Source organism: Flavobacterium fluvii, from assembly GCF_900129545.1.
GTDB lineage: Bacteria > Bacteroidota > Bacteroidia > Flavobacteriales > Flavobacteriaceae > Flavobacterium > Flavobacterium fluvii.
On the sequence record NZ_FQWB01000007.1, the window covers coordinates 137,675 to 158,397 of the forward strand.

A 20,723-nucleotide genomic window follows, 5' to 3' on the forward strand; every position below is an offset into this window, starting at 1 on the left:
TTTTATCTACCTCCAAAAAGGAGATTTACTATAACATCTTGAATAAGCGAAACCATGCACAAAGCCAATAGTATTGAAAGTGCAAAAGTGCTTAACGCCAGTTTTTTTAATTCTGGATCTAATGCTCTTGGCTCTTGGTTTTTAGAAACAGTAATTAAATGTTTGGTTAAAGGGATGTAAGCCAATACAAACAAGTATTGATCCAGACGATATTCGCTCAAAACAGCAAAAATCAACACTGAAATCATTGCAGAAACAATCAAAAAGTAATGGTATTTTTTGGCTTTGGCTCCGCCAATTTTAACCACGATGGTGTTTTTGTTCGACTTCTTGTCGGAAGCTTCGTCCCTCATATTGTTCAGGTTCAAAACCCCAACGCTCAATAATCCGATGGCGGTTGCAGGTAAAATCAACAGCAATTCCACTTCTTTGGAATATAAAAAATTGACTCCAAGCGTGCTTACCAATCCGAAGAACACAAAGACAAACAAGTCGCCAAAACCCCTGTATCCATAAGCCGTATTCCCCACCGTGTAACGAATTGCCGAAGCAATGGCCAGGATTCCCAAGACCAAGAAAAATATGGAATAGCCAATATTGGTATCACTAAAGGCAAAATAAATCAACAACATTGCGGAAATCAAAGTCAATCCGGAAGTCAGGATAATGGCCCTCTTCATGGCTGCAGGAGAGATCACCCCGCTTTGAATGGCGCGTTGCGGCCCCACTCTATCGGCATTGTCGGTTCCTTTCATTCCATCGCCATAATCATTGGCAAAATTGGACAATATTTGCAATCCGAGGGTGGTCAACATAGCCAGGGCAAATATTCTCCAACTGAAAACATCCGTCGGCGTTTCAATATCCTCGGTAGGTCTAAGTGCGTACATACTTCCCACAATTATTCCAGATACCGACAAGGGCAAGGTTCTTAATCGTGCGGCTTCAATCCAATGTTTCATTTTATGTTTCTATATAAGGCCTTTTTTTGCCACGAAGGCGCGAAGGCGCAAAGTTTTTATTAATATTGTTTTTTAAACTATTTTATTGCTCAAACTGAACACTAAAAACTGAAAACTGCCTACTATTTTACGGTAACCATTTTTTTTCGAAATTCGGTTTTCTTTTTTCAAGGAAAGCATTTCTGCCTTCTTTGGCTTCTTCAGTCATATAGGCTAATCTTGTAGCTTCTCCGGCAAAAACTTGTTGTCCCACCATTCCGTCATCGGTGAGATTCATAGCGAATTTCAACATTTTGATGGATGTTGGCGATTTTTGCAAAATTTCCTGTGCCCATTCATAAGCGGTATCTTCCAACTCGGCGTGGGGAATCACGGCATTGACCATTCCCATTTCAAAAGCTTCTTGGGCAGAATAATTTCTTCCAAGAAAGAAAATCTCGCGGGCTTTTTTCTGTCCCACCATTTTGGCCAAATAAGCTGAACCATAGCCTCCGTCAAAACTGGTCACGTCGGCATCGGTTTGTTTGAAAATGGCGTGTTCCTTGCTGGCCAATGTCATGTCGCAAACTACGTGCAGGCTGTGTCCACCACCAACGGCCCATCCCGGAACCACGGCAATGACCACTTTTGGCATAAAGCGTATTAATCGTTGCACTTCCAGAATATTCAAACGATGTTGTCCATCATCGCCCACATAACCTTGATGACCACGGGCATTTTGATCGCCTCCACTACAAAAAGAATAAATTCCATCTTTGCTGGAAGGACCTTCTGCTGAAAGCAAAACCACTCCTATCGATATGTCTTCTTGTGCATCGTAAAAAGCATTGTATAGTTCGGAAGTTGTTTTCGGACGGAAAGCATTCCTCACATTAGGCCTGTTGAAAGCTATTCTGGCAACACCATTGCACTTTTTATAGGTTATATCTTCGTATTCTTTTACGGTTATCCAATCCATTCTATTCGTTTTAAATTACTAGCGTAAAAATAGACCATTTTTTACATTTTCCCATTAAAACCGAAATTAAATCAGTAGTTGTTTTTTTCAACAAATGTTTCCATAAATATATATATATCCCTACATTTGCCTCCAACTATTTAAAAAAACCAATATATTGAAATTTATCACTAGTGGTTTTTACCCTTAATTATAAATGTATTCTCCATTACAAAAATGTAGTTTTAAATTTCAACTAAAAGTTATGATTAGAACAAATACTTTTCTTTGCTCCTTTTTAATACTGATTATTTCCACCGCTTCGTTTGCACAACAAACCAAAAGCAATATTTCAGAACCTCTAATTACCCCAATAATTGCCGACAGTACTTCGACAGTGGGCACCATCACTATTGAAGGTTTTATCGAGGACACGGTTAAAATAACAATCGACCCTGCTGTACCGATCCAAAAAAAAGATTCTCTTGTTTATCCACCCCCATATAAAGATTATACCCGATTAGCCTACAACTCCAGCATTTATGTAGGAGCAACCATAGTTGCTTTTGGAGTGCTTTGGGCTATGCCTGAAAGTACCACTAATTGGGACAAAGAGGAGATGAAAGAGAAAGGTATTTTCTGGAAATGGAAAGAAAACGTAAAAGCGGGTCCCGTTTGGGATGAAGACAATTGGGTATTAAACTATATCACACATCCTTATTGTGGTGCAGTTTATTATATGACCGCCAGAAGTAGCGGCTTTACTATTTTGGAATCTTTTGGTTATTCGGCCATTATGTCCACTTTCTTTTGGGAATACGGTATCGAAGCTTTTGCGGAAATACCCTCAATTCAAGACCTTATCGTGACTCCAGTTATAGGCTCCGTAATGGGTGAAGGTTTCTTTTATGCCAAAAAATCCATTATTAAACACGACAAAAAAGTATTGAAATCAAGGTTTTTAGGAATAACGTCCCTGTTTTTGATAGATCCTTTCAACACTATTTTGGATGGATTCGGTTATCAATCAAAGGTCAAAACCCAAATGAATATTACTCCCGTTGGGTTTGATAGCAGTGCCAATAAAACAATTTGGGGTGTAAATTTCTCTGCTAGCTTTTAAATATCATTTAAAACTATTTACCGCAAATTCGCAAATTATTTATTATTTCTGATAAATAAAATTTGCGAATTTGCGGTTTATTTTTGTTTCTATTTTACTCTTTAACCAAATAGATTCCGTCTTCCTTGATCTCGATCAGTTTTTCTTTATACAAAGCTCCAATGGCTTTCTTGAAGGTTTTTTTGCTCATTTTCAAGACAGTCTTGATGTCTTCAGGATGGGAATTATCCGTCAATCGCAAAAAGCCACGACTTGCACGAAGCTCGTCCAGAATCTTGTCTGCATTGGGTTCGATGTTTTGATAGCCCTGAATTTGGAGGGCAACATCTATTTTATTGTCGGGACGAATAGTTTTGATGTAGCCTCGCAATCTATCTCCCGTTCGAATGGAATCGTCATAGACTTCATCTTTGTACAAAAGGCCTTTGTGTTGCTCGTTGATGATGACGTTGATTCCCAATTCAGTAATATGGGAAACAATCAAGTCCACTTCTTCTCCTTTTTCGACTGTTAGATGGTCGTTTTTCAAAAACTGGTTGGTTTTGCTGGATGCCACCAAACGCTTGGTTTTTTCGTCCATGTAAAGGTAAACCAAATAGCGTTTTCCTTTTTCCATTGGACGGGCTTGCTCTTTGAACGGAACCAGAATGTCTTTTTCCATTCCCCAATCCATAAAAGCCCCAACTTGATTGACATAATTCACGCGCAAAAGTGCAAATTCATTCAATAAAATATACGGTTCCAAGGTGGTGGCAACAGGGCGTTCTTCGTGGTCCAAATAAACAAAAACGATAATTTCTTCTCCTATTTCCCATTCGTTGGGAACATATTTATTGGGCAACAGTATGTCGTGAATTCCTTCGGGATCTTTTTCTGGATTTCCCAAAAACAATCCTACTTTGGTGTCACGTAATATGGTGAGCGTGTTGTATTTTCCTATTTCAATCATTTTCTTGTATTTTCTAAGGTGCAAAGGTACGAAGTTTGAAAATAGCAACCTCGGGAAAGATTTATTTTGGTCAATATCTACTTTCGTTTCATCATTGTTACTTTCCAAACAAATTTAGTAACTCGTATCGTCCAGTTGCACTTTTCCGTTGAATGTTCGGTATAAAAAGAAAAAATAGGCAGCTAATAATGGTGCACCTATCAGCACGATAGTCAGCATGATTCCCAATGATTTTTGGGAGGAAGCGGCATTGTAAATCGTTACATTATACTTGGGATCGATGGTGGAAATTAAAAGCGTTGGATACAATTGCAAAGCCACGAGAATAAGCAAAAACGCCATTGTCAAGGACGAAAACACCAATGCCAACATGTATCTTTTTTTGGAAACCAAACGAGGTACATTGGCCACAGCCAAAAAAGATAAAACCGGCACCACAAAATAATGTGGGTTTTCCCTAAAATTGGCCGTAACTTCGGGTATAAATACCAAGGTATAAAGTGTTGTAATCCCGAAACTGATGATGAAAAATATCATCCCTTTTTGAAGCAAAAAAGTCAGTCGATCGTGCAGCCTACCTTCTGTTTTCAACAACAGAAAGATGGCTCCCTGGGTCATAAAAATGGAAAGCGTGGTTAAACCAACCATAATGGCATAAGGACTCAAAAATGAAAAAAAGATGCCTCCGTGATATGTGAAATTAGGTCCCAAGGCGAAACCCTGCAAAATATTCCCCAAGACAACACCCAGTAAAAAAGCAATCATGATACAGGAAACACTGTAAACAATATCCCAACCGGTTCTCCACCAAGCCATTTCTTCGGCACTTCTAAATTTTATTGCCGCCGCTCTCAATACATTGAACATCAAGAACAACATAAACGGAATGTACATAGCCGACAACATCGTGGCGTACATCACGGGAAATCCAGCAAATAATGCTCCGCCGCCAATAACCAACCAGACTTGGTTCGCGTCCCAAATGGGACCAATGGCGTTGATGGCAATTCTTCGGCTCAGGTCTTTCCTGAAAAACAAATGCCACGCACCTGCCCCAAAATCAAAGCCTTCCAAAATAGCGTAACCCGAAAACAACAATCCGATTACCAAATACCACAATGTAGGATAATCTATTCCCAAAAAAGTTTCCATAAGCCTGGATTATAAAAAATTTATTTCTGACGATTTTTCCAATTCATCAAAGGGTCCGTGTTTTATTTTTTTATTGACCGAGTATAAAAACAACACCAACAAGAGCGAATAAACCACGGTAAACAAGACCAATGAGAACACTATTTGGTTGGATGACACTTCTTGGGAAAAAGCTTTATTTGTTCGCAACAGGCCGTAAACTACCCAAGGCTGTCTTCCCATTTCGGCCGTAAACCAGCCCACTTGATTGGCGATTTGAGGTAAAATCACCGAGAAGGAAAAAATCCACAAAAGCCATTTGGTTTCGAATAATTTGCCTCGCCACCACAAAAAACTGGCATAGACCGTCAATCCAATCAAGGCCATTCCAATGGCAACCATGATGTGGTAAAACTGGAAAACGGCATTGATTTGACTCGGCCTGTCCTCGACCGGAAAGTCATTCAATCCTTTTATTGGAGCTTGAAAATCTTGATGTACCAAAAAAGATAATCCACCCGGAATACCAATCCCGGTAACCGTTTGTTTTTCCTTGTCCACCCAACCCAAAAGATACAAATCGGCAGGGGAATTTTTCTGGAAATGCCCTTCCATAGTGGCCAATTTTGCCGGTTGGTTCACTGCAACGCCATCGGCTGTACTGTGTCCTGAAAGCAATTGGGCAAGTGAAAAAATGGTAGCCACCACCAAGGAAATTTTGAAGGCTTTTTGGGATATTTCGACGTAACGTCCTTTTCTGATGTAATAAGCATGCACACTCAAAACCAAAAACGCTCCCGCCAAAATAGCGCCTTGCCAAGTGTGGATGATTCGATCCACGCTGGATGGATTGAAAACCATTGCCCAAAAATCGGTTACTTCAGCTCGGGCGTGTAATCCTGTTCCAACGATATGATATCCTGCGGGAGTTTGTTGCCAAGAATTTGCCACCACAATCCAAACTGCCGAGAACATTGAACCCAGAAATACTCCCAAAGTGGAGACAAAATGAACCCAAGGCTTTACCCGATTCCATCCAAAAAGCAGTATGCCCAGAAAAGTGCTTTCCAAACCAAAAGCAAACAATCCCTCTGCTGCCAATGCGCTACCGAAAATATCCCCCACATAACGAGAATATACCGCCCAATTGGTTCCAAATTCAAATTCCATTATAATTCCGGTGGCCACGCCAATACCAAAAGTCAAGGCGAATATCTTAATCCAAAAGCGGGTCAAAATTTCGTAATCCTTGTTTCCCGTTTTAAGGTAAAGTCCCTCAAAAATGACCATTATCAACCCAATACCTATACTCAGCGGCGGATAGATGTAATGGAAAGCAATGGTAAAGGCAAATTGTATTCGGGCCAATATTTCAACGTCCATAATAATAAATTTTACCCCAAATTTAGGCAACAAATGTCGGAATGTCATCCAACATTCGTTAATTAACTTATTAATTGGAAATTAAAAAAAAATGTACGCCCATTCATGGATATACCATAAAATATACTTATTTTTTAATCGTATAATATACTTTTTTAACTACTGGAATACCTCCTGTGGTAATGCCTTCCAAGGCAACTTTTACTTTGGTTTCCACCTTGGTATTGTAATAACTTGAGGTGGCAATTCCAGTTTTGTCTGGAAACACTTCTGGATTCCAATACAGCGTGTTTCTCACAGCTGCTTTATTATCCAACTCGGCTTGTTCTGGAGTTGGCGAATAAAAAACACGCGCCGTATAAAAACCGTCAATTTCTGTTCTAATGGAACTAAAAGATCCGCTTTTAGGTTTATTGCCCGTATTTGGTTTGGTATAAATGGCAATAAAACCACTAGAAGCCTCATCCCCAAAAAACATTGTTGCCTGCATGCCTTTTATAACTTCAATTTTTTCGACATCTTCAGGTCGAATAGACCTTATCTGTTCCAAATCACCTGCCACAAGCGAAACACCATTTAACACAAAAAGCGGTGGTGAATTATGACGCATAAAACTAACGGAATCATCAAAAGGAATGATGCCTGGTATTTTTTGAACCATAAGGTCAAAAATATCGGTATATAAGGCTGCATCTTCATTTCCTTCTGCGATATAACTACTTTCTGGAATTCCAAAATAAGATTTTGATTGTTTTTTCTTTTTGGCAACAATGGCCACTTCATCCAAAATATTTTCTGGCACTACGCCAAAAGCCGTAAATTTTTTAAAGACATTGTCAACTATTGTGCGTGTGGTTTCATTCCAAATAATAGGTTCTTTTTTGAAAGAAACAAGTACTGGAGGATGCTCAGGATTTATTATTATTTCGCCTCTAAACTTTCCTTTTTCATTTCTGGAATTTATAAACAAATCGGTTTTTCCGGAAAACATGATGTTTTCAAATTTAAAACGACCAATGGAATCTGTGGTCGCATTAAAAATATTCATGTGCTTTTTATTCATTAAAGCCAATGTCACGTTAGTATTTGGTTTTGGTTTTTCACCTAAAAGTTGCTTCAGCCTACCGGATATCGTGATGCCTTTTTCTGCTTCAAAGCCCAGTTTATCATCCATTTTTGGTATTGTTTTCCATATAAAATCTCTCCAACCTTGCGTCAAAAGCAAGTCGTCCAAGTGATCCAGTCGTTTTAAATTGGCAGCATCAAAATAATAGCCCGGATTATGCACTTTTCCCCTGATGTCGGATTCCATCAAGAAATAAGAACTAATGGTTGTGCCAAAGTCTTTGTCTTCCACTACTCCATTCATGTCGGTTACACTCAATGAAAAACTTCCCGATTTGGCCACGCCAGCTTTCGATTTTGAACTAACATTTATGGTTGCTTTTTCATTTGGTTGATAACTCGCTTTGTCAGTCGTTACTTGTACATCTAAATCCTGTTCTTTTTCAAGATACACCAATCGCTCGCTTTGTGGTTTATTATTGCCGTCGAATAAGGTGATTTGGCTTATCCCTTCGGGAGCTTTATCTTTTGGCAATTCAAAAGACAATGTTTTTTCCGTTAATGTTTGCGTGCTTTCCAAATAGGGAATTCCTTTTGCTTTGCAAATAACCGTCAATGCCGCATTGGGATTTTTAGCCAAGGTGGCTTCGTTTGTCGTAATGGTTACAAAACTTTTGCCTCTTAACGCCCTATAACTCAACAAATACCCCTGGTTGGCTGCTTTTGGAAGTTCTTGACGCAATTCTTTCCCGTCTGGGGTCTTGATTTTTGCGTAATAATTTTTCCCTTCAATGGGTATCATCTGGAATTTCCCCATACCATCATGCGGACTCAAAAAAGAAGTTACCAATTCGTTGTCGGAATCGTAAACATCACCTTTGACTTCTATCGGATTTCCATTATTGTCAACACCCTTGAAGCCTACAATGCTGGCCACATTTTCTAAAAGAGAACCGCCTTCGGGAAAAAAATCAATCCTATAGCTGGTTGGATTCTTAATTTCAGTGATTATGTTTGCCGCCACAGTGGCACTATTTTGTGTTTTGTTGGCTTTGGAATGGGATTCGAAAGCATCTATAATTTCAATATTTTTTTTGAACACAAAATCATCCCCAAAATTCCTATTCCAATTGCTGTAAGCCCTTAACTGGTAAACTCCCGGTTTTACGCCAAGAGAATCCAATAATTTAAAATCACCATGACCCAAACCTATTTCTATATTGGTCTTGTTTCGTGCAATTACTCTAGAATCTGGCGAAACCAACTCCACGTATAAAATATTGCTGTTGTCAAAAAGCAAGTTGTTGGAGGTACGTACATTGTAGGCTTTGTAAAACAAATCATCGCCTATAAAATACTTTGAATTGTCCGTGTGAAGGTATGTTTTCTCTATGTCGGGAATCGTTTTTTTGTCTTGTGCCTGCGAAAAAACAGATGTTAAAACAATCCATAAAAAACAAAATAAACGGCAATTTTTATTCGCATTAAAAAATTCAAGCATTTAAAATCAAAATTATATTAAACAATAAAAAAAGTATAAAAGTATGTAAAAACCTTATAAAATTAATGGAATAAAAAAACATTTAACATCGGTACTTAAAAATGCTACAGAGAAACAATACTACATATGATCATTAATCTATTTGGGTTTGTTTTAGCCCCATCAACATCACAAATAAACCTTAGTTTTTAATGGTATAATACGTTTTTCTAACTACAGGAATCCCTGTTGCGGTAATGCCTTCCAACGCTACTTTCACTTTGGTTTCCACCTTGGTGTTGTAATAATTCACGCTCGCATTGCCTGTTTTGTCTGGATACATATCCGGATTCCAATACAGCGTGTTTCTTGTCGCTGCCTTTTTATCCAACTCGGCTTGTTCTGGATTTGGAGAGTAAAAAACCCGTGCGGTGTAAAAGCCGTCTATTTCTTTTTTAATCGATTGAAAATTGGCTTTTTTGGGTTTACCCAGGTTTTTGTATCGATTTGTAAAAATGTAAATACCCGGTTCTATGCCAACTTCGACGAAATCTATTTGCTCAATTTCATAGGGAGATATTGCATATACTTCAGCAAAGGTAGTCTCATTTCCATCTATAAAATATCCTCCGGCAGGGTCATCAAAAAATTCACCTTCCGTGAAAGTATATATCCTTTCCATGCCACTTTTAGCAAAATGTCTAAAATCTTGAATAACATCAAAGACATTATAATAGGATGCTGTATTTTTATCTGCTTTATAGGTATAGGATGGATTTATATAAGGAACTCGCGTAATTGCAGGGTTTTTCTTCTCGGCAACAATTACCACTTCCTTCAAAACATTTTCGGGCTTTACTCCAAAGAAAGTGAATTTTTTGTACACATTTTCAACAAACTTGTTTGTGGATTCAGGCAAACTAATGGATTCTTTTTGATTAAAAACAGCCATTGGAGGTTGTTCGATGGAATCCAACACTATTTCTCCCTTAAACTTTCCTTTTTCGTCCCTGGTGTTTAAATACATTTTGGTTTTTCCGGAAAATAGCAGGTTTTCATATTTAAAACGCCCCATGGAATCCGTGGTCGCATTAAAAATACCATGTTTCTTATTCCCCATCAAAGCCAAGGTCATGTTAGTATTTATCAATGGTTTTCTTCCAAAAAGTTGTTTTACCCTACCGGTTATCGTGATGCCTTTTTCTACTTTATACCCTAATTTATCATCCACTTCCGGGATTGTTTTCCATACAAAATCCCGCCAACCCTGGGTCAAAAGCAGGTTCTCCAAATGTTCCAGTCGTTTTGAATTGGCAGTATCAAAATAGTAACCCGGATTATGCACCTTGCCCCTGATGTCGGATTCCATCAAGAAATAAGAACTAATGGTCGTGTCCAAATCCTTTTCGTCCACTCCATTAGTATCAGTTACACTTAATGAAAAACTTCCTGATTTGGCTATGCCCTCTTTCGATTTTGAACTCAAGTTTATCGTGGCTTTTTCATTGGGCTGATAACTCGCTTTATCGGTTGTCAGTTGAACCCCTAAATCGTGCTCTTTTTCAAAATATACCAAGCGCTCGCTTTGTGGTTTATTATCGCTGTCTAATATGGTAATTTGGCTTATGCCTTCGGGGAAAATTTCCTTTGGCAATTCAAAAGACAATTCTGTTACCCTTAAGGTTTGTTTCGTTTCCAGATAGGAAATCCCTTTTGCTTTGCAAACAAGCGTGAGTACCCCATCGGGATTCTGGGCCAAGGTGGCGTTGTTTGTGCAAATGCTTAAAATGTTTTTGCCTTTAAAAATTCTAAAACTCAACAAATAGCCTTTCTTGGCGGATTTTGGAAGTTCTTGATGCAGTAGTTTCCCATCCGGAGTCTTGATTTTTGCGTAATAATTTTTCCCTTCCATTGGTATCATCTGGAATTTTCCCATACCGTCATGCTGACTTGAAAAAGAAGTCACCAATTCGTCATCTGCATCGGAATCGTAAATTTCGCCTTTAATGTCTATCGGTTTTCCATTATTGTCAATGGCCTTGAAGCCCACAACACTGGCCACATTTTCCAATAGAGAACCGCCTTCGGGAAAGAAGTCAATTCTATAGCTGGTTGGATTTTTTATTTCAGCAATTATGTTTTCCGCAGCAGTGGCACTATTTTGTGCTTTGTCGATTTTGGAACCGGATTCAAAAACATTTATTATTTCAATATCCTTTTTGAATACAAAATCTTCGCCAAAATTCCTGTTCCAATTGGTGTAAGCCCGTAACTGGTAAACTCCCGGTTTCACGCCAAGAGAATCGGTCAATTGAAAATCGCCATGCCCCAACCCCATTTCTATGTTGGTCTTGTTTCGGGCAATTATCTTGGAATCGGGCGAAATCAATTCCACGTATAAAATATTGCTGTTGTCAAAAAGCAAGTTATTGGAGGCACGTACGTCATAGGCTTTGTAATACAAATTATCACCAATAAAATACCTTGAATTGTCCGTATGAAGGTATATTTTCTCTACATCAGGAATTGCTTTTTGGTTTTGTGCTTGCGAAAAACCAAATGATAGCACAATAAGCAAACTGCAAATTTTAATTCTATTAAAGGCTTCAAGCATAAAATTCAAATTTATGTTAAACAATGGCAAAAGATATGAAGACGTATAAAAATCTTGTTAATTTATAAGCTATAAAATTAACAAATCAACAACTATGCCAACAAAAAACTTTAAATAAATTATTTGTCAAATTAATAGAAATAGGTCAATCGCAATAAAAAAACCTCGGGACAGAGCCACGAGGTTTTATGGAATTATTTTCTGTTTCGTAGCAGGGTTACGTAAAATCAAACCTAAACCAACTATTCAGCAGAATACTATTTAAAATTTATGTCAACTCTTTAAAATACTGCAACAAGATTTTGCTATTTTCCAATGTAGGGGTGAAAATTTCCAGAATGCCAGGTTTTTCGTTTTGGCTGTACAACGTTTTTAACCCATTTTCCAGACTTGTTTCATCGCTGGCAATGCTGTATTCAAAACCGTACATCTTGGCCAATTGCTCGGCAGTGAGGCAATGGGAAGTCTCGAAAAATTTGTTAAAAACAGGCGTTTCCTCGTGTCCGGGCAAAATCCTGAATATCCCTCCTCCTCCATTGTTGATGAGGATAATCTTGAAGTTTTTTGGCGTGTATTCGTTCCACAAGGCATTGCTGTCGTACAAAAATCCGATGTCTCCCGCTATCAAAACCGTCGGTCTTTCATTGGCCACAGCCGCTCCGATTGCCGTAGAAGTGCTGCCGTCGATTCCGCTGGTTCCACGATTGCAATAAACCGTAATCGAAGGATTTATGGCGAACAATTGGGCATAACGAATGGCCGAACTGTTGCTTAAATGCAGCATTGAATTTTCCGGCAAGGAAGGAATTATTTTTTCGAAAGCCTTGAAATCCGAAAAAGGAGTCTTGGCCAAATATTCTTGGTGTTTCTTTTCCCGCAAGGCTGAAATTTGTTCGAAATTAGCATGATAATTACTTTTAATCGGGATGGTAAACGGCAAAAATTGATTAAAAAACGGATTGGGATTAAGCTTGAAATGTTTGGTCAAAGCACCAAAAGTGTCATACGCCCTCAAGGTATCGACGTGCCAATGATGGGCTGGTTTGTATTCCCTCAAAAATGCTTTTATCCTTTTGGAAACCACCATTCCTCCAAAAGTCACCAAGATATCCGGTTGGAAATTTTTGAATTCCTTCTTTGTAAAAGGCGTAATTATGGTGTCAATATTATTCAAAAAGGAAGGATGCTGCAAGTTCGAAGTCGTTTCCGTCATCACGACCACCGAATGATCTTTGGCCAAGGCCTCAATAATTTCAGCGTCAATTTCATTGGGTTTATTTTCTCCTATGAGGATTAATTTCTTTTTGGATTTGTTCCAAATATTGGTAAATTCAATGATTTCGTCAATCGAGATTTTAGGAAGACTTTTTTTGTAAGCCGAAATCGTCACGTCAACATCCAATTTGAAAACCGTTTGGTACAAAGGCTCTTCAAAAGGTACATTAATGTGAACGGGACCTTTTTTGGTAAAAGCCTTGTTGATGGCCTTGTTGATTTTCAAGTCGTTTTCAACCGAAACTTCCTCCGTTAAATTGGCATTGTACAGCGAATGGTTCTTGAATACGCTTTTCTGGCGAATGGTTTGGCCGTCGCCAATGTCAATCTTGCTTTGAGGCCTGTCCGCAGAAATCACGATTAGGGGAATCTGGCTGTAGAACGCTTCGGAAAAAGCGGGATAATAATTCAACAAAGCAGAACCAGAGGTACAAACGACCGCAACGGGTTTCTGGATTTGTTGGGCAATTCCAAGGGCAAAAAAAGCGGCGCAACGCTCGTCGGCAATGCTGTAACAATTGAATTCGGGATTGCTAACAAAACCTATGGTTAAAGGAGCATTTCTCGAACCTGGAGAAATGACGATGTTTTTGATTCCTTTAGCAAGACAAATCTGGATGATGCTTTGTGCTAAAGGTATTTTGGGATAAATCATTAAATTTTAGTTTAAAGTTTAAGGTTTAAAAGTTTAAAGTTGTTGGAAACCTCAATTCAAGCAAAGATACAAAGTTGCTCCCCTTTTTCCCTAAGTATATGGTTCATTTTTCTTAATTTTGAGCAAAATAGATTTGGTATGGAAATCAAGATAAGACCGGCAATTTTTGCAGATATTGACACAATATTGGAAATCGTTAATCACGAAATACTTCACGGCACGTCCAATTATGATTATGAACCACACGATTTTGAAACCCAAAAATTATGGTTTGAAGAAAAACAGGCACGAAACTGGCCTGTAATTGTGGCAGAGATTGAAAACGGAGCGATTGGATATGCTACTTACGGTCAATTTAGGGAGAAAATAGGCTATCAATACACGGTGGAACATTCTGTTTATGTTGCGGAAGAATTTATTGGAAATGGAGTTGGCAAACTATTATTGGCAGAACTCATCAAATTAGCCAAAGAACAAGGTTTCCACAACATGATTGGAGCCATCGATGCAAAAAATAAGGCAAGTATCGCTTTTCACAAAAAATTCGGTTTTGAAGTTGCTGGCACCATTCGCGAAGTCGGATACAAATTTGACCATTGGCTGGATTTGGTTTTTATGCAACTGATTTTGAAATAGAAGTGATTCTGTAAAAAAACGTAATTCCTTCATATAAATAATAAGTGTGTAAAAGAATCCTATATTTGCACCTTTACAAATAATATGAGCTTTACCCTTCTTTCTTCACCTTTACAAGGATTTACCGATTTTCGTTTTCGAAATGCCCAAAACAAGCTTTTTGGAGGGATAGACACTTTTTATTCTCCCTACATACGATTGAACGGAAAATTGGTTATAAAAGCATCTTACGAACGTGATTTGCTTCCCGAGAACAATGCTGGTTTAGAAGTGATTCCTCAAGTGATAACAAACGATGCCGACGAATTTTTGTTTGTGGCAAAATACGTTCGGGAACTGGGATATAAAGAATTAAACTGGAACTTGGGCTGTCCGTATCCAATGGTCACCAAATCCGGGATGGGTTCCGGTTTGATTAAAAACACCGAACAAATCAACCACATTCTCGATAGAGCCCATTCTGAAACTGATATTATCGTGTCGATGAAAATGCGTTTGGGTTATGATACCACCGAAGAAATTCTGGATGTTTTACCAATTTTGGATACCTATCCCATCAAGAATATCGCCATTCACGCCCGTATCGGCAAGCAATTGTATAAAGGCGGTGTACATTTGGACGCATTTCAACACTGCATCGACAACACCAAACACAAACTGTATTATAACGGCGACATTAGTTCTGTGGCCAAATTTCACGAGATGCAGGAACGTTTCTCAAGCATTGACCACTGGATGATTGGAAGAGGATTAATTTCTGATCCTTTTTTGCCCAGCATGATAAGAAACAACACCCCGGAATATCCTAAAAACAAAATGGAACTGTTCAGTGCATTTCACGATACTTTATATGCCATATACAGTGAATCCTTATCCGGACAAACCCATATATTGCTAAAAATGTATCATTTATGGGAATACTTTTCGACCACCTTTTCAAATCCGCATAAAGTATTGAAACAGATAAAGAAAGCGCAGAGTATCCGAAATTATGAAGCTGCAGTGGCGGCCATTTTCAAAAACGAGAAATAATTATAAACCATATAAGGCATATAAGTTTCATTTAAGGTATTTCTCTTGTATGAAACTTATATGCCTTATATGGTTTATATGGTAAAAAGAATAATACTACCCTTTAATCCAATTCACTATTTCAGGATCGTTAGGCAGGGTTTTCGGAGAGATTACTTTTACCAATTCTCCTTTTTCATTCAAAAGATATTTCTGGAAATTCCATTTTACTTCTGAATCTTCCAGTCCGTTTTTGGCTTTTTGGGTAAGGAATTTATATACTTCATTTATGTCATCCCCTTTTACCGAAATCTTGCCCATCATCGGAAAAGTCACTCCGTAATTCAATTGGCAAAAAGTGGCAATTTCCGCATTGGTTCCCGGCTCTTGCGAGGCAAAATTATTGGCAGGAAAGCCCACAATCACGAAACCCTTTGCAGCATATTCTTTATACAATGCTTCCAATTCCTTGTATTGTGGAGTCAATCCACATTTGGAAGCAGTGTTTACAATCATTATTTTCTTTCCTTTCAAGGAAGCAAAATCAAATGTTTCCCCTGACAAATCCTCCACTTTAAACTGGTAAATAGTCTGTTTTTTCATAGTTGTATTATCGTTTTGACCTTGACTTTGGATTGTCCACATAAGGAAAATTCCACAAGCAATACTAAATAGCTTTTTCATTGGTTTAATTTTTTTATAAAAATAGTTAAAATGTTTTTTTTTAATACTAGAACGATTCCTAAAGTTTTTATAATATTAGAAAGTTCAATATTCTCAAACTATTGGGTTTCCAATACGATAATGTCCAGTCCTGATACTAAACAAAAAGGTTCAACTCAATGTTGAACCTTTTTTGTTTGATTTGGTTATTTTACTTCTTGTAATATTTCCTGTATTTTGGATAGGTAATCGCTCCAAATAAGGTGATTGCACCAAGTGATTGCCATATCCAGCTCAACGATTTTGCCTCTCCGCTGGCATAAGAATGCAAGCCGACCAAATGGAAATTAACTCCAAAATAAGTGAACAAAATCGATACGAAAGCAAAGATACTCATCAGGTTAAATACCCATTTTCCCCTAAGTGAAGGCACGAAACGCGAGTGAATCACGAAAGCATACACCATAATGCTGATCAATGCCCATGTTTCTTTTGGATCCCAACCCCAGTAACGTCCCCAACTTTCGTTGGCCCATTGTCCACCAAGGAAATTCCCGATAGTCAGCATAATCAAACCAACAGTTAACGCCATTTCGTTGATATATGATATTTCCTTGATATTCAATTCCATCTTGGCTTTGTTTTTTTCATTGGTAAACAAAATCAACAACAAGGAAACCACTCCCAAAATCATTCCCAAGGCAAATGGCCCGTAACTCGCCACGATTATCGCCACGTGAATCATTAACCAATACGAATTCAAGACTGGCTGTAAATTACCAATTTCAGGATCAATCCAGTTCATGTAAGCCGCGGTCAAAATCATGGCAGCCACAAAGGCAGAGGAAGCCACGGTCAATTTTGATTTTCGGTCGAAAACCAAACCAAAAAACATGGTAGCCCAAGCCACGTAAATTATCGATTCATAAGCGTTGCTCCAAGGCGCGTGACCCGAAATGTACCATCGGGCTATCAAACCAATCGTGTGCAAACCAAAAAGCAAGCCGATAATAACATGCATAGTGTTGACCAAAATATTCAATGATTTTCTTTCCTTGAATATTTTCAGGATGGTAAAAAAGAGCATCAACATTGCTGAATATATGTACCAATAAGGAAGTTTTTGGAACACGTCATATTCATTATAAAGTATTTCCGAAGTGATTTTTTCTTCGCTTGGCCTCACTTTGCTACCATATTTTTTCTGGTAACCGTTAATGCTTTCCAATAATCCATCCGCTTGTTTGTAATCACCGGAAACTGATGCTTGCTCCAAGGCGGTAAAATACATGTGAAGAATATTTTGGGTATAAGTTCCCGCCATTCCTTTTAAACCGGCATGTTCCAGCTCTGGATAAGAAACCCATTTATTGTTGGCGTCATTCGGAATAGGGAAAATTTTCAAGATGCTTCCGCTCAAGGCAGCTTCCATTAAATTGACTTTTTTATCGGCTTCGATAAAATCCTTTTCAAATTGGTTTGGATTAGCAGTTTTGTATGCTCCTTCCAAATAAGGCGACAATTTGTAATTTCCGCTATTGTCAAAAAAGTCAATAAAAGCAGCGTATTTTTTATCGGCATCAATTCCAATAATCTTGCGAATACTGTCATTTCCTGACTTGATATAAATCATTGGAATTTGAACCCAAATGTTTCCGCCTTGTGTCATCGACAAAAACACTTGATCGGAATTCATCCCTTTATACGTATTCTCATGGCTCACTTTTCGCAATAATTCGGAAGAGAAAGTGTTGATGGGTTTCATTCTACCTCCAGCATCCTGAATAATTATCCTTCCAAATTTGGCTGCGTGAGCTTCAGATACTTTTCGTTTTTCAATTATGGAATCCAATTGGTTTTGATTTAAAAAACGTCCATTGTGATTTTGGGCGAAAGCACCAAAACTCAAAAACAAAAGCAATAACGGCAGTAAATTTGCCTTTTTGGTTTTCACTACTTCCAATTTTCGTTTCAAATCAGCAAAACGGGAATGTTTGGTAAACAAGATCGACACCATGGCGAAAAACAACATAAAATAACCAATATAAGTAATCAAAGTTCCCCAATAATCGTGGTTTACAGACAAGACAGTTCCCATTTCATCTGGATCGAAAGACGATTGAAAAAAACGATAACCTCCATGATCCAAGATATTGTTCATGTAAATTCTGGCATCAAAAACCTCGCTTTTATCTCGAAGCGTAACTTGGCTTTCGAAAGATGAAAAACTTTTTTCGGTTCCAGGATATTTCTCGGCTATAAAATCATTCAGTTTTATACTGAAAGGCAATGTATATACTTTGTTTCCGTAGGTAAAAGTATAATCCAGTTTTCCTATTTTCACGGATTTCGATTCTCCTGTTCTTCCTTTCGTGCCTATCAAGGTCAACGTTTTCTCTTGTCCTTCGGCGTTCAATTTCACGATTAAAGCATCGTTACCGTTCTTGGCCTTGTAATCATTTTTAGAATCATAACCAATCGTCCCTTTTACTGCAGGTTCCGGAAAAACGAAGCGCATTTCGCCTATGGAATACAACGAACGCATCATCAAGGTTTGCACACTGTCTTTGGTTACTTTACCCTGCAATTTGTCCGCCATTCGCATAAACTGTCCTTCAAAAGGGGTTTGAATCGTGGAAGTGTCTCCTTTTATGGTAATATTTATCGCACCAGCCGTGAACTTATTATATGAAAAAAGCGTGTTGTGAATGTTTTGAACTTCTCCCTCTTTCAAGAAATGTTCTTCACGACCACCTTCACCAGCTTCGACCAATTTTAAATAAAGACTGCCTTTAGCATCCGGTTTGATGACTTCTTTAGCTCCCATAATGAAGTTTTCGTAATTTACTTCAAATTTGGTATCGGCAAAGTTCTCCGAAATGGAGAAATTGTTGTTGGTAACAGGCGAAAGCAACAATGGTTTTTCGAAAACTCGACGTCTTGTTTCGCCTTGGTATTCGCCATCCACAAAAAGAGTAAGGTACATCTTGTCGGAATAAAACACGTTTTCGGTATTACCTTCTCGAATAGGCATCATTCCTTCATAACTGATATAACGGGTAATAAATGCCCCGACAATGATGAAAACAAAAGACAAATGCAGCATCAGTGTTGCCCATTTTTCTTTTCTTAACAAGTTGTAGCGTTGGATGTTTCCTATAAAATTGATCATAAAAACCAACATAATCCCTTCAAACCACCAAGCATTATAGACCAAAATGCGGGCTGTATCAGTATTGTATTTGCTTTCAATAAAAGTTCCCGCAGCCATTGCAATTGCAAAAGTCAGGAAAAGGATGGCCATTAATCGAGTGGAAAATAAAAAGGATGTTAATTTATTATTCATCTGTAAGAAATTACGTTTTATTAAAGTGTTACAAAAGTACTTATAATTGTTGAGTTTCAGATTCTCAAAATTGTTAATTAAATCCAAAAATAAGGGTTTTTGAATTTTACAAACCAAAACTTAACCATAATTTATTTTTAAAATTCAATTGTACCACAATGCATTAGTTTTTATTTTTTTCGTTAATTTTGGCATATGATTAAAGTGATTATTATTGGTTCTGGAAATGTTGCCCAACATTTGATTAAAGCTTTCGACAAAAACAAAAAAATCGAAGTGGTTCAAGTGTTTTCAAGACAAAAAGAAGCAGTCGCCCACCTACTCGATTCTCCTAAAATTACCGATAATTTCAATGATTTAAAGGACGCTGATTTATATGTCATTGCCGTTTCCGACGATGCCATTGCTGCTGTTTCTTCACAATTGCCTTTCGAAAACAGACTGGTAGTGCACACTTCCGGTAGTGTTTCTTTAGAAGCTTTGGATAAAAAGAATAGAAACGGAATTTTTTACCCTCTACAAACTTTTTCAAAAAAAGCCGAAGTCGATTTTAGCAAAATTCCCATTTGTCTGGAAAGTGAAAAGGAAACCGATTTTGAATTCTTGAAAAAAGTAGCCGAACTAATTTCCCAAAAAGTCTATAAAATAAATTCCGGACAGCGAAAATCTTTGCATGTTGCAGCAGTTTTCGTGAATAATTTCGTGAATCAACTGTATCAAATGGGCAATGAAATTTGCATCGAAAACGATGTGCCTTTCGATGTCCTGAAACCCTTGATTCAAGAAACGGCAAACAAGGTCATGACCCTTTCTCCAAAAGATGCGCAAACTGGACCCGCCATCCGCAACGACCAGAAAACCATCGCTGCCCATTTGGATTTTTTAAAGGACGAAAATCAAAAAAACATTTATAAAATACTAACACAATCCATACAAAACAATGGCAAGAAGTTATAAAGAGATAATGAACGACATCACCACTTTTGTCTTTGATGTCGATGGCGTACTGACCGACAGTTCCGTTTTCGTGACCAATGAAGGTGAAATCTTGCGAACGATGAATATTCGCGATGGTTATGCGATGAAAGCAGCCGTAGAAAGCGGTTACAATGTTTGCATCATTTCCGGCGGAAGCAACGAAGGCGTTCGGGTACGGTTGAGAAATTTGGGGATTACCGACATCCATTTAGGAAGTCCCGACAAAGTGGAAACTTTTAAAGAGTATATCGAACTTTACGACATAAAACCGGAACAAGTATTGTATATGGGCGACGACATTCCAGATTATCACGTGATGAAACTTGTAGGATTGCCTACTTGCCCACAAGATGCAAGTCCTGAAATCAAATCCATTTCCCGTTATATTTCACACAAAAATGGAGGAAAAGGCGCCGCTCGTGACGTAATCGAACAAGTGATGCGAGTGCATGAAAAATGGACAACCCACTTTGATGGAAAACTGGATTAAATAATTTCAGTCGCAGGGGGCACTG

Annotated in this window: 15 protein-coding genes; 5 read left to right on the top strand and 10 right to left on the bottom strand. The window is 38.1% G+C overall.

The features are described 5' to 3' along the window. Positions 1-2 precede the first annotated feature (2 nt). Together menA and BUC16_RS14765 are read right to left on the bottom strand one after the other, a co-directional pair. On the bottom strand, positions 3-962 hold the full coding sequence (gene menA / locus BUC16_RS14760; RefSeq protein ID WP_073371574.1) for a 1,4-dihydroxy-2-naphthoate octaprenyltransferase: 960 nt from the start codon (positions 960-962) through the stop codon (positions 3-5). Positions 963-1,089: 127 nt separating this feature from the next. Beyond that, the gene (locus BUC16_RS14765; RefSeq protein WP_073371575.1) at positions 1,090-1,920 is read right to left on the bottom strand and encodes a 1,4-dihydroxy-2-naphthoyl-CoA synthase; all 831 of its coding nucleotides are present in this window, start codon (positions 1,918-1,920) and stop codon (positions 1,090-1,092) included. A 244-nt stretch (positions 1,921-2,164) separates the two neighbouring features. Here BUC16_RS14765 and BUC16_RS14770 point away from each other — a divergent pair, with 244 nt between their 5' ends. Further along, positions 2,165-3,022: a DUF3943 domain-containing protein gene (locus tag BUC16_RS14770; protein ID WP_170860883.1), complete on the top strand. Its 858-nt coding sequence runs from the start codon at positions 2,165-2,167 to the stop codon at positions 3,020-3,022. Between the two features lie 94 nt (positions 3,023-3,116). Here the strand turns inward: BUC16_RS14770 and BUC16_RS14775 are convergent, their stop codons facing one another. From BUC16_RS14775 to menD, 6 genes are all read right to left on the bottom strand, one after another. Then, positions 3,117-3,971, bottom strand: coding sequence for a CvfB family protein (locus BUC16_RS14775; RefSeq protein WP_073371577.1), 855 nt, complete (start codon positions 3,969-3,971; stop codon positions 3,117-3,119). A 114-nt stretch (positions 3,972-4,085) separates the two neighbouring features. Continuing rightward, positions 4,086-5,123 (bottom strand): cytochrome d ubiquinol oxidase subunit II, encoded by a 1,038-nt coding sequence (gene cydB / locus BUC16_RS14780; protein ID WP_073371578.1) that lies wholly within the window; start codon positions 5,121-5,123, stop codon positions 4,086-4,088. Between the two features lie 9 nt (positions 5,124-5,132). Then, positions 5,133-6,485, bottom strand: a complete 1,353-nt coding sequence (locus tag BUC16_RS14785) for a cytochrome ubiquinol oxidase subunit I (RefSeq protein WP_073371625.1) — start codon at positions 6,483-6,485, stop codon at positions 5,133-5,135. Positions 6,486-6,612: 127 nt separating this feature from the next. Then, the gene (locus tag BUC16_RS14790) at positions 6,613-9,051 is read right to left on the bottom strand and encodes a Plug domain-containing protein (RefSeq protein ID WP_073371579.1); all 2,439 of its coding nucleotides are present in this window, start codon (positions 9,049-9,051) and stop codon (positions 6,613-6,615) included. A gap of 181 nt (positions 9,052-9,232) precedes the next feature. Further along, the gene (locus BUC16_RS14795; RefSeq protein ID WP_073371580.1) at positions 9,233-11,644 is read right to left on the bottom strand and encodes a hypothetical protein; all 2,412 of its coding nucleotides are present in this window, start codon (positions 11,642-11,644) and stop codon (positions 9,233-9,235) included. Between the two features lie 268 nt (positions 11,645-11,912). Further along, positions 11,913-13,574: a 2-succinyl-5-enolpyruvyl-6-hydroxy-3-cyclohexene-1-carboxylic-acid synthase gene (gene menD / locus BUC16_RS14800; RefSeq protein ID WP_073371581.1), complete on the bottom strand. Its 1,662-nt coding sequence runs from the start codon at positions 13,572-13,574 to the stop codon at positions 11,913-11,915. A 138-nt stretch (positions 13,575-13,712) separates the two neighbouring features. On the opposite strand from menD, the gene BUC16_RS14805 reads away from it, so the two are divergent. Together BUC16_RS14805 and BUC16_RS14810 are read left to right on the top strand one after the other, a co-directional pair. After that, positions 13,713-14,210, top strand: a complete 498-nt coding sequence (locus BUC16_RS14805) for a GNAT family N-acetyltransferase (protein WP_073371582.1) — start codon at positions 13,713-13,715, stop codon at positions 14,208-14,210. 84 nt (positions 14,211-14,294) lie between these two features. After that, a complete protein-coding gene (locus BUC16_RS14810) occupies positions 14,295-15,242 on the top strand; it encodes a tRNA dihydrouridine synthase (RefSeq protein ID WP_073371583.1) in 948 nt (315 codons plus the stop codon). 96 nt (positions 15,243-15,338) lie between these two features. On the opposite strand, the gene BUC16_RS14815 is transcribed toward BUC16_RS14810, so the two are convergent. Both BUC16_RS14815 and BUC16_RS14820 read right to left on the bottom strand, forming a co-directional pair. Beyond that, positions 15,339-15,866, bottom strand: coding sequence for a glutathione peroxidase (locus BUC16_RS14815; protein WP_244534374.1), 528 nt, complete (start codon positions 15,864-15,866; stop codon positions 15,339-15,341). A gap of 229 nt (positions 15,867-16,095) precedes the next feature. Further along, positions 16,096-19,230 carry a cytochrome c biogenesis protein CcsA gene (locus BUC16_RS14820; protein WP_073371585.1) on the bottom strand — a complete coding sequence of 1,045 codons (3,135 nt, stop codon included), beginning with the start codon at positions 19,228-19,230 and terminating at the stop codon, positions 16,096-16,098. 195 nt (positions 19,231-19,425) lie between these two features. On the opposite strand from BUC16_RS14820, the gene BUC16_RS14825 reads away from it, so the two are divergent. Further along, the gene (locus BUC16_RS14825; RefSeq protein ID WP_073371586.1) at positions 19,426-20,187 is read left to right on the top strand and encodes a Rossmann-like and DUF2520 domain-containing protein; all 762 of its coding nucleotides are present in this window, start codon (positions 19,426-19,428) and stop codon (positions 20,185-20,187) included. After that, positions 20,171-20,698: a KdsC family phosphatase gene (locus BUC16_RS14830; RefSeq protein WP_073371587.1), complete on the top strand. Its 528-nt coding sequence runs from the start codon at positions 20,171-20,173 to the stop codon at positions 20,696-20,698. The genes BUC16_RS14825 and BUC16_RS14830 overlap by 17 nt, the downstream gene beginning before the upstream one ends. Positions 20,699-20,723 lie beyond the last annotated feature (25 nt).

Excerpts from the sequence above, each read along its gene's own strand:
- BUC16_RS14765 (WP_073371575.1), bottom strand. The coding sequence starts at position 1,920 with ATGGATTGGATAACCGTAAAAGAATACGAAGATATAACCTATAAAAAG.
- cydB (WP_073371578.1), bottom strand. The coding sequence starts at position 5,123 with ATGGAAACTTTTTTGGGAATAGATTATCCTACATTGTGGTATTTGGTA.
- BUC16_RS14785 (WP_073371625.1), bottom strand. The coding sequence starts at position 6,485 with ATGGACGTTGAAATATTGGCCCGAATACAATTTGCCTTTACCATTGCT.
- BUC16_RS14790 (WP_073371579.1), bottom strand. The coding sequence starts at position 9,051 with ATGCTTGAATTTTTTAATGCGAATAAAAATTGCCGTTTATTTTGTTTT.
- BUC16_RS14815 (WP_244534374.1), bottom strand. The coding sequence starts at position 15,866 with ATGTGGACAATCCAAAGTCAAGGTCAAAACGATAATACAACTATGAAA.
- menD (WP_073371581.1), bottom strand. The coding sequence starts at position 13,574 with ATGATTTATCCCAAAATACCTTTAGCACAAAGCATCATCCAGATTTGT.
- BUC16_RS14830 (WP_073371587.1), top strand. The coding sequence starts at position 20,171 with ATGGCAAGAAGTTATAAAGAGATAATGAACGACATCACCACTTTTGTC.
- BUC16_RS14795 (WP_073371580.1), bottom strand. The coding sequence starts at position 11,644 with ATGCTTGAAGCCTTTAATAGAATTAAAATTTGCAGTTTGCTTATTGTG.
- BUC16_RS14825 (WP_073371586.1), top strand. The coding sequence starts at position 19,426 with ATGATTAAAGTGATTATTATTGGTTCTGGAAATGTTGCCCAACATTTG.
- BUC16_RS14775 (WP_073371577.1), bottom strand. The coding sequence starts at position 3,971 with ATGATTGAAATAGGAAAATACAACACGCTCACCATATTACGTGACACC.
- BUC16_RS14820 (WP_073371585.1), bottom strand. The coding sequence starts at position 19,230 with ATGAATAATAAATTAACATCCTTTTTATTTTCCACTCGATTAATGGCC.
- BUC16_RS14805 (WP_073371582.1), top strand. The coding sequence starts at position 13,713 with ATGGAAATCAAGATAAGACCGGCAATTTTTGCAGATATTGACACAATA.
- menA (WP_073371574.1), bottom strand. The coding sequence starts at position 962 with ATGAAACATTGGATTGAAGCCGCACGATTAAGAACCTTGCCCTTGTCG.
- BUC16_RS14770 (WP_170860883.1), top strand. The coding sequence starts at position 2,165 with ATGATTAGAACAAATACTTTTCTTTGCTCCTTTTTAATACTGATTATT.
- BUC16_RS14810 (WP_073371583.1), top strand. The coding sequence starts at position 14,295 with ATGAGCTTTACCCTTCTTTCTTCACCTTTACAAGGATTTACCGATTTT.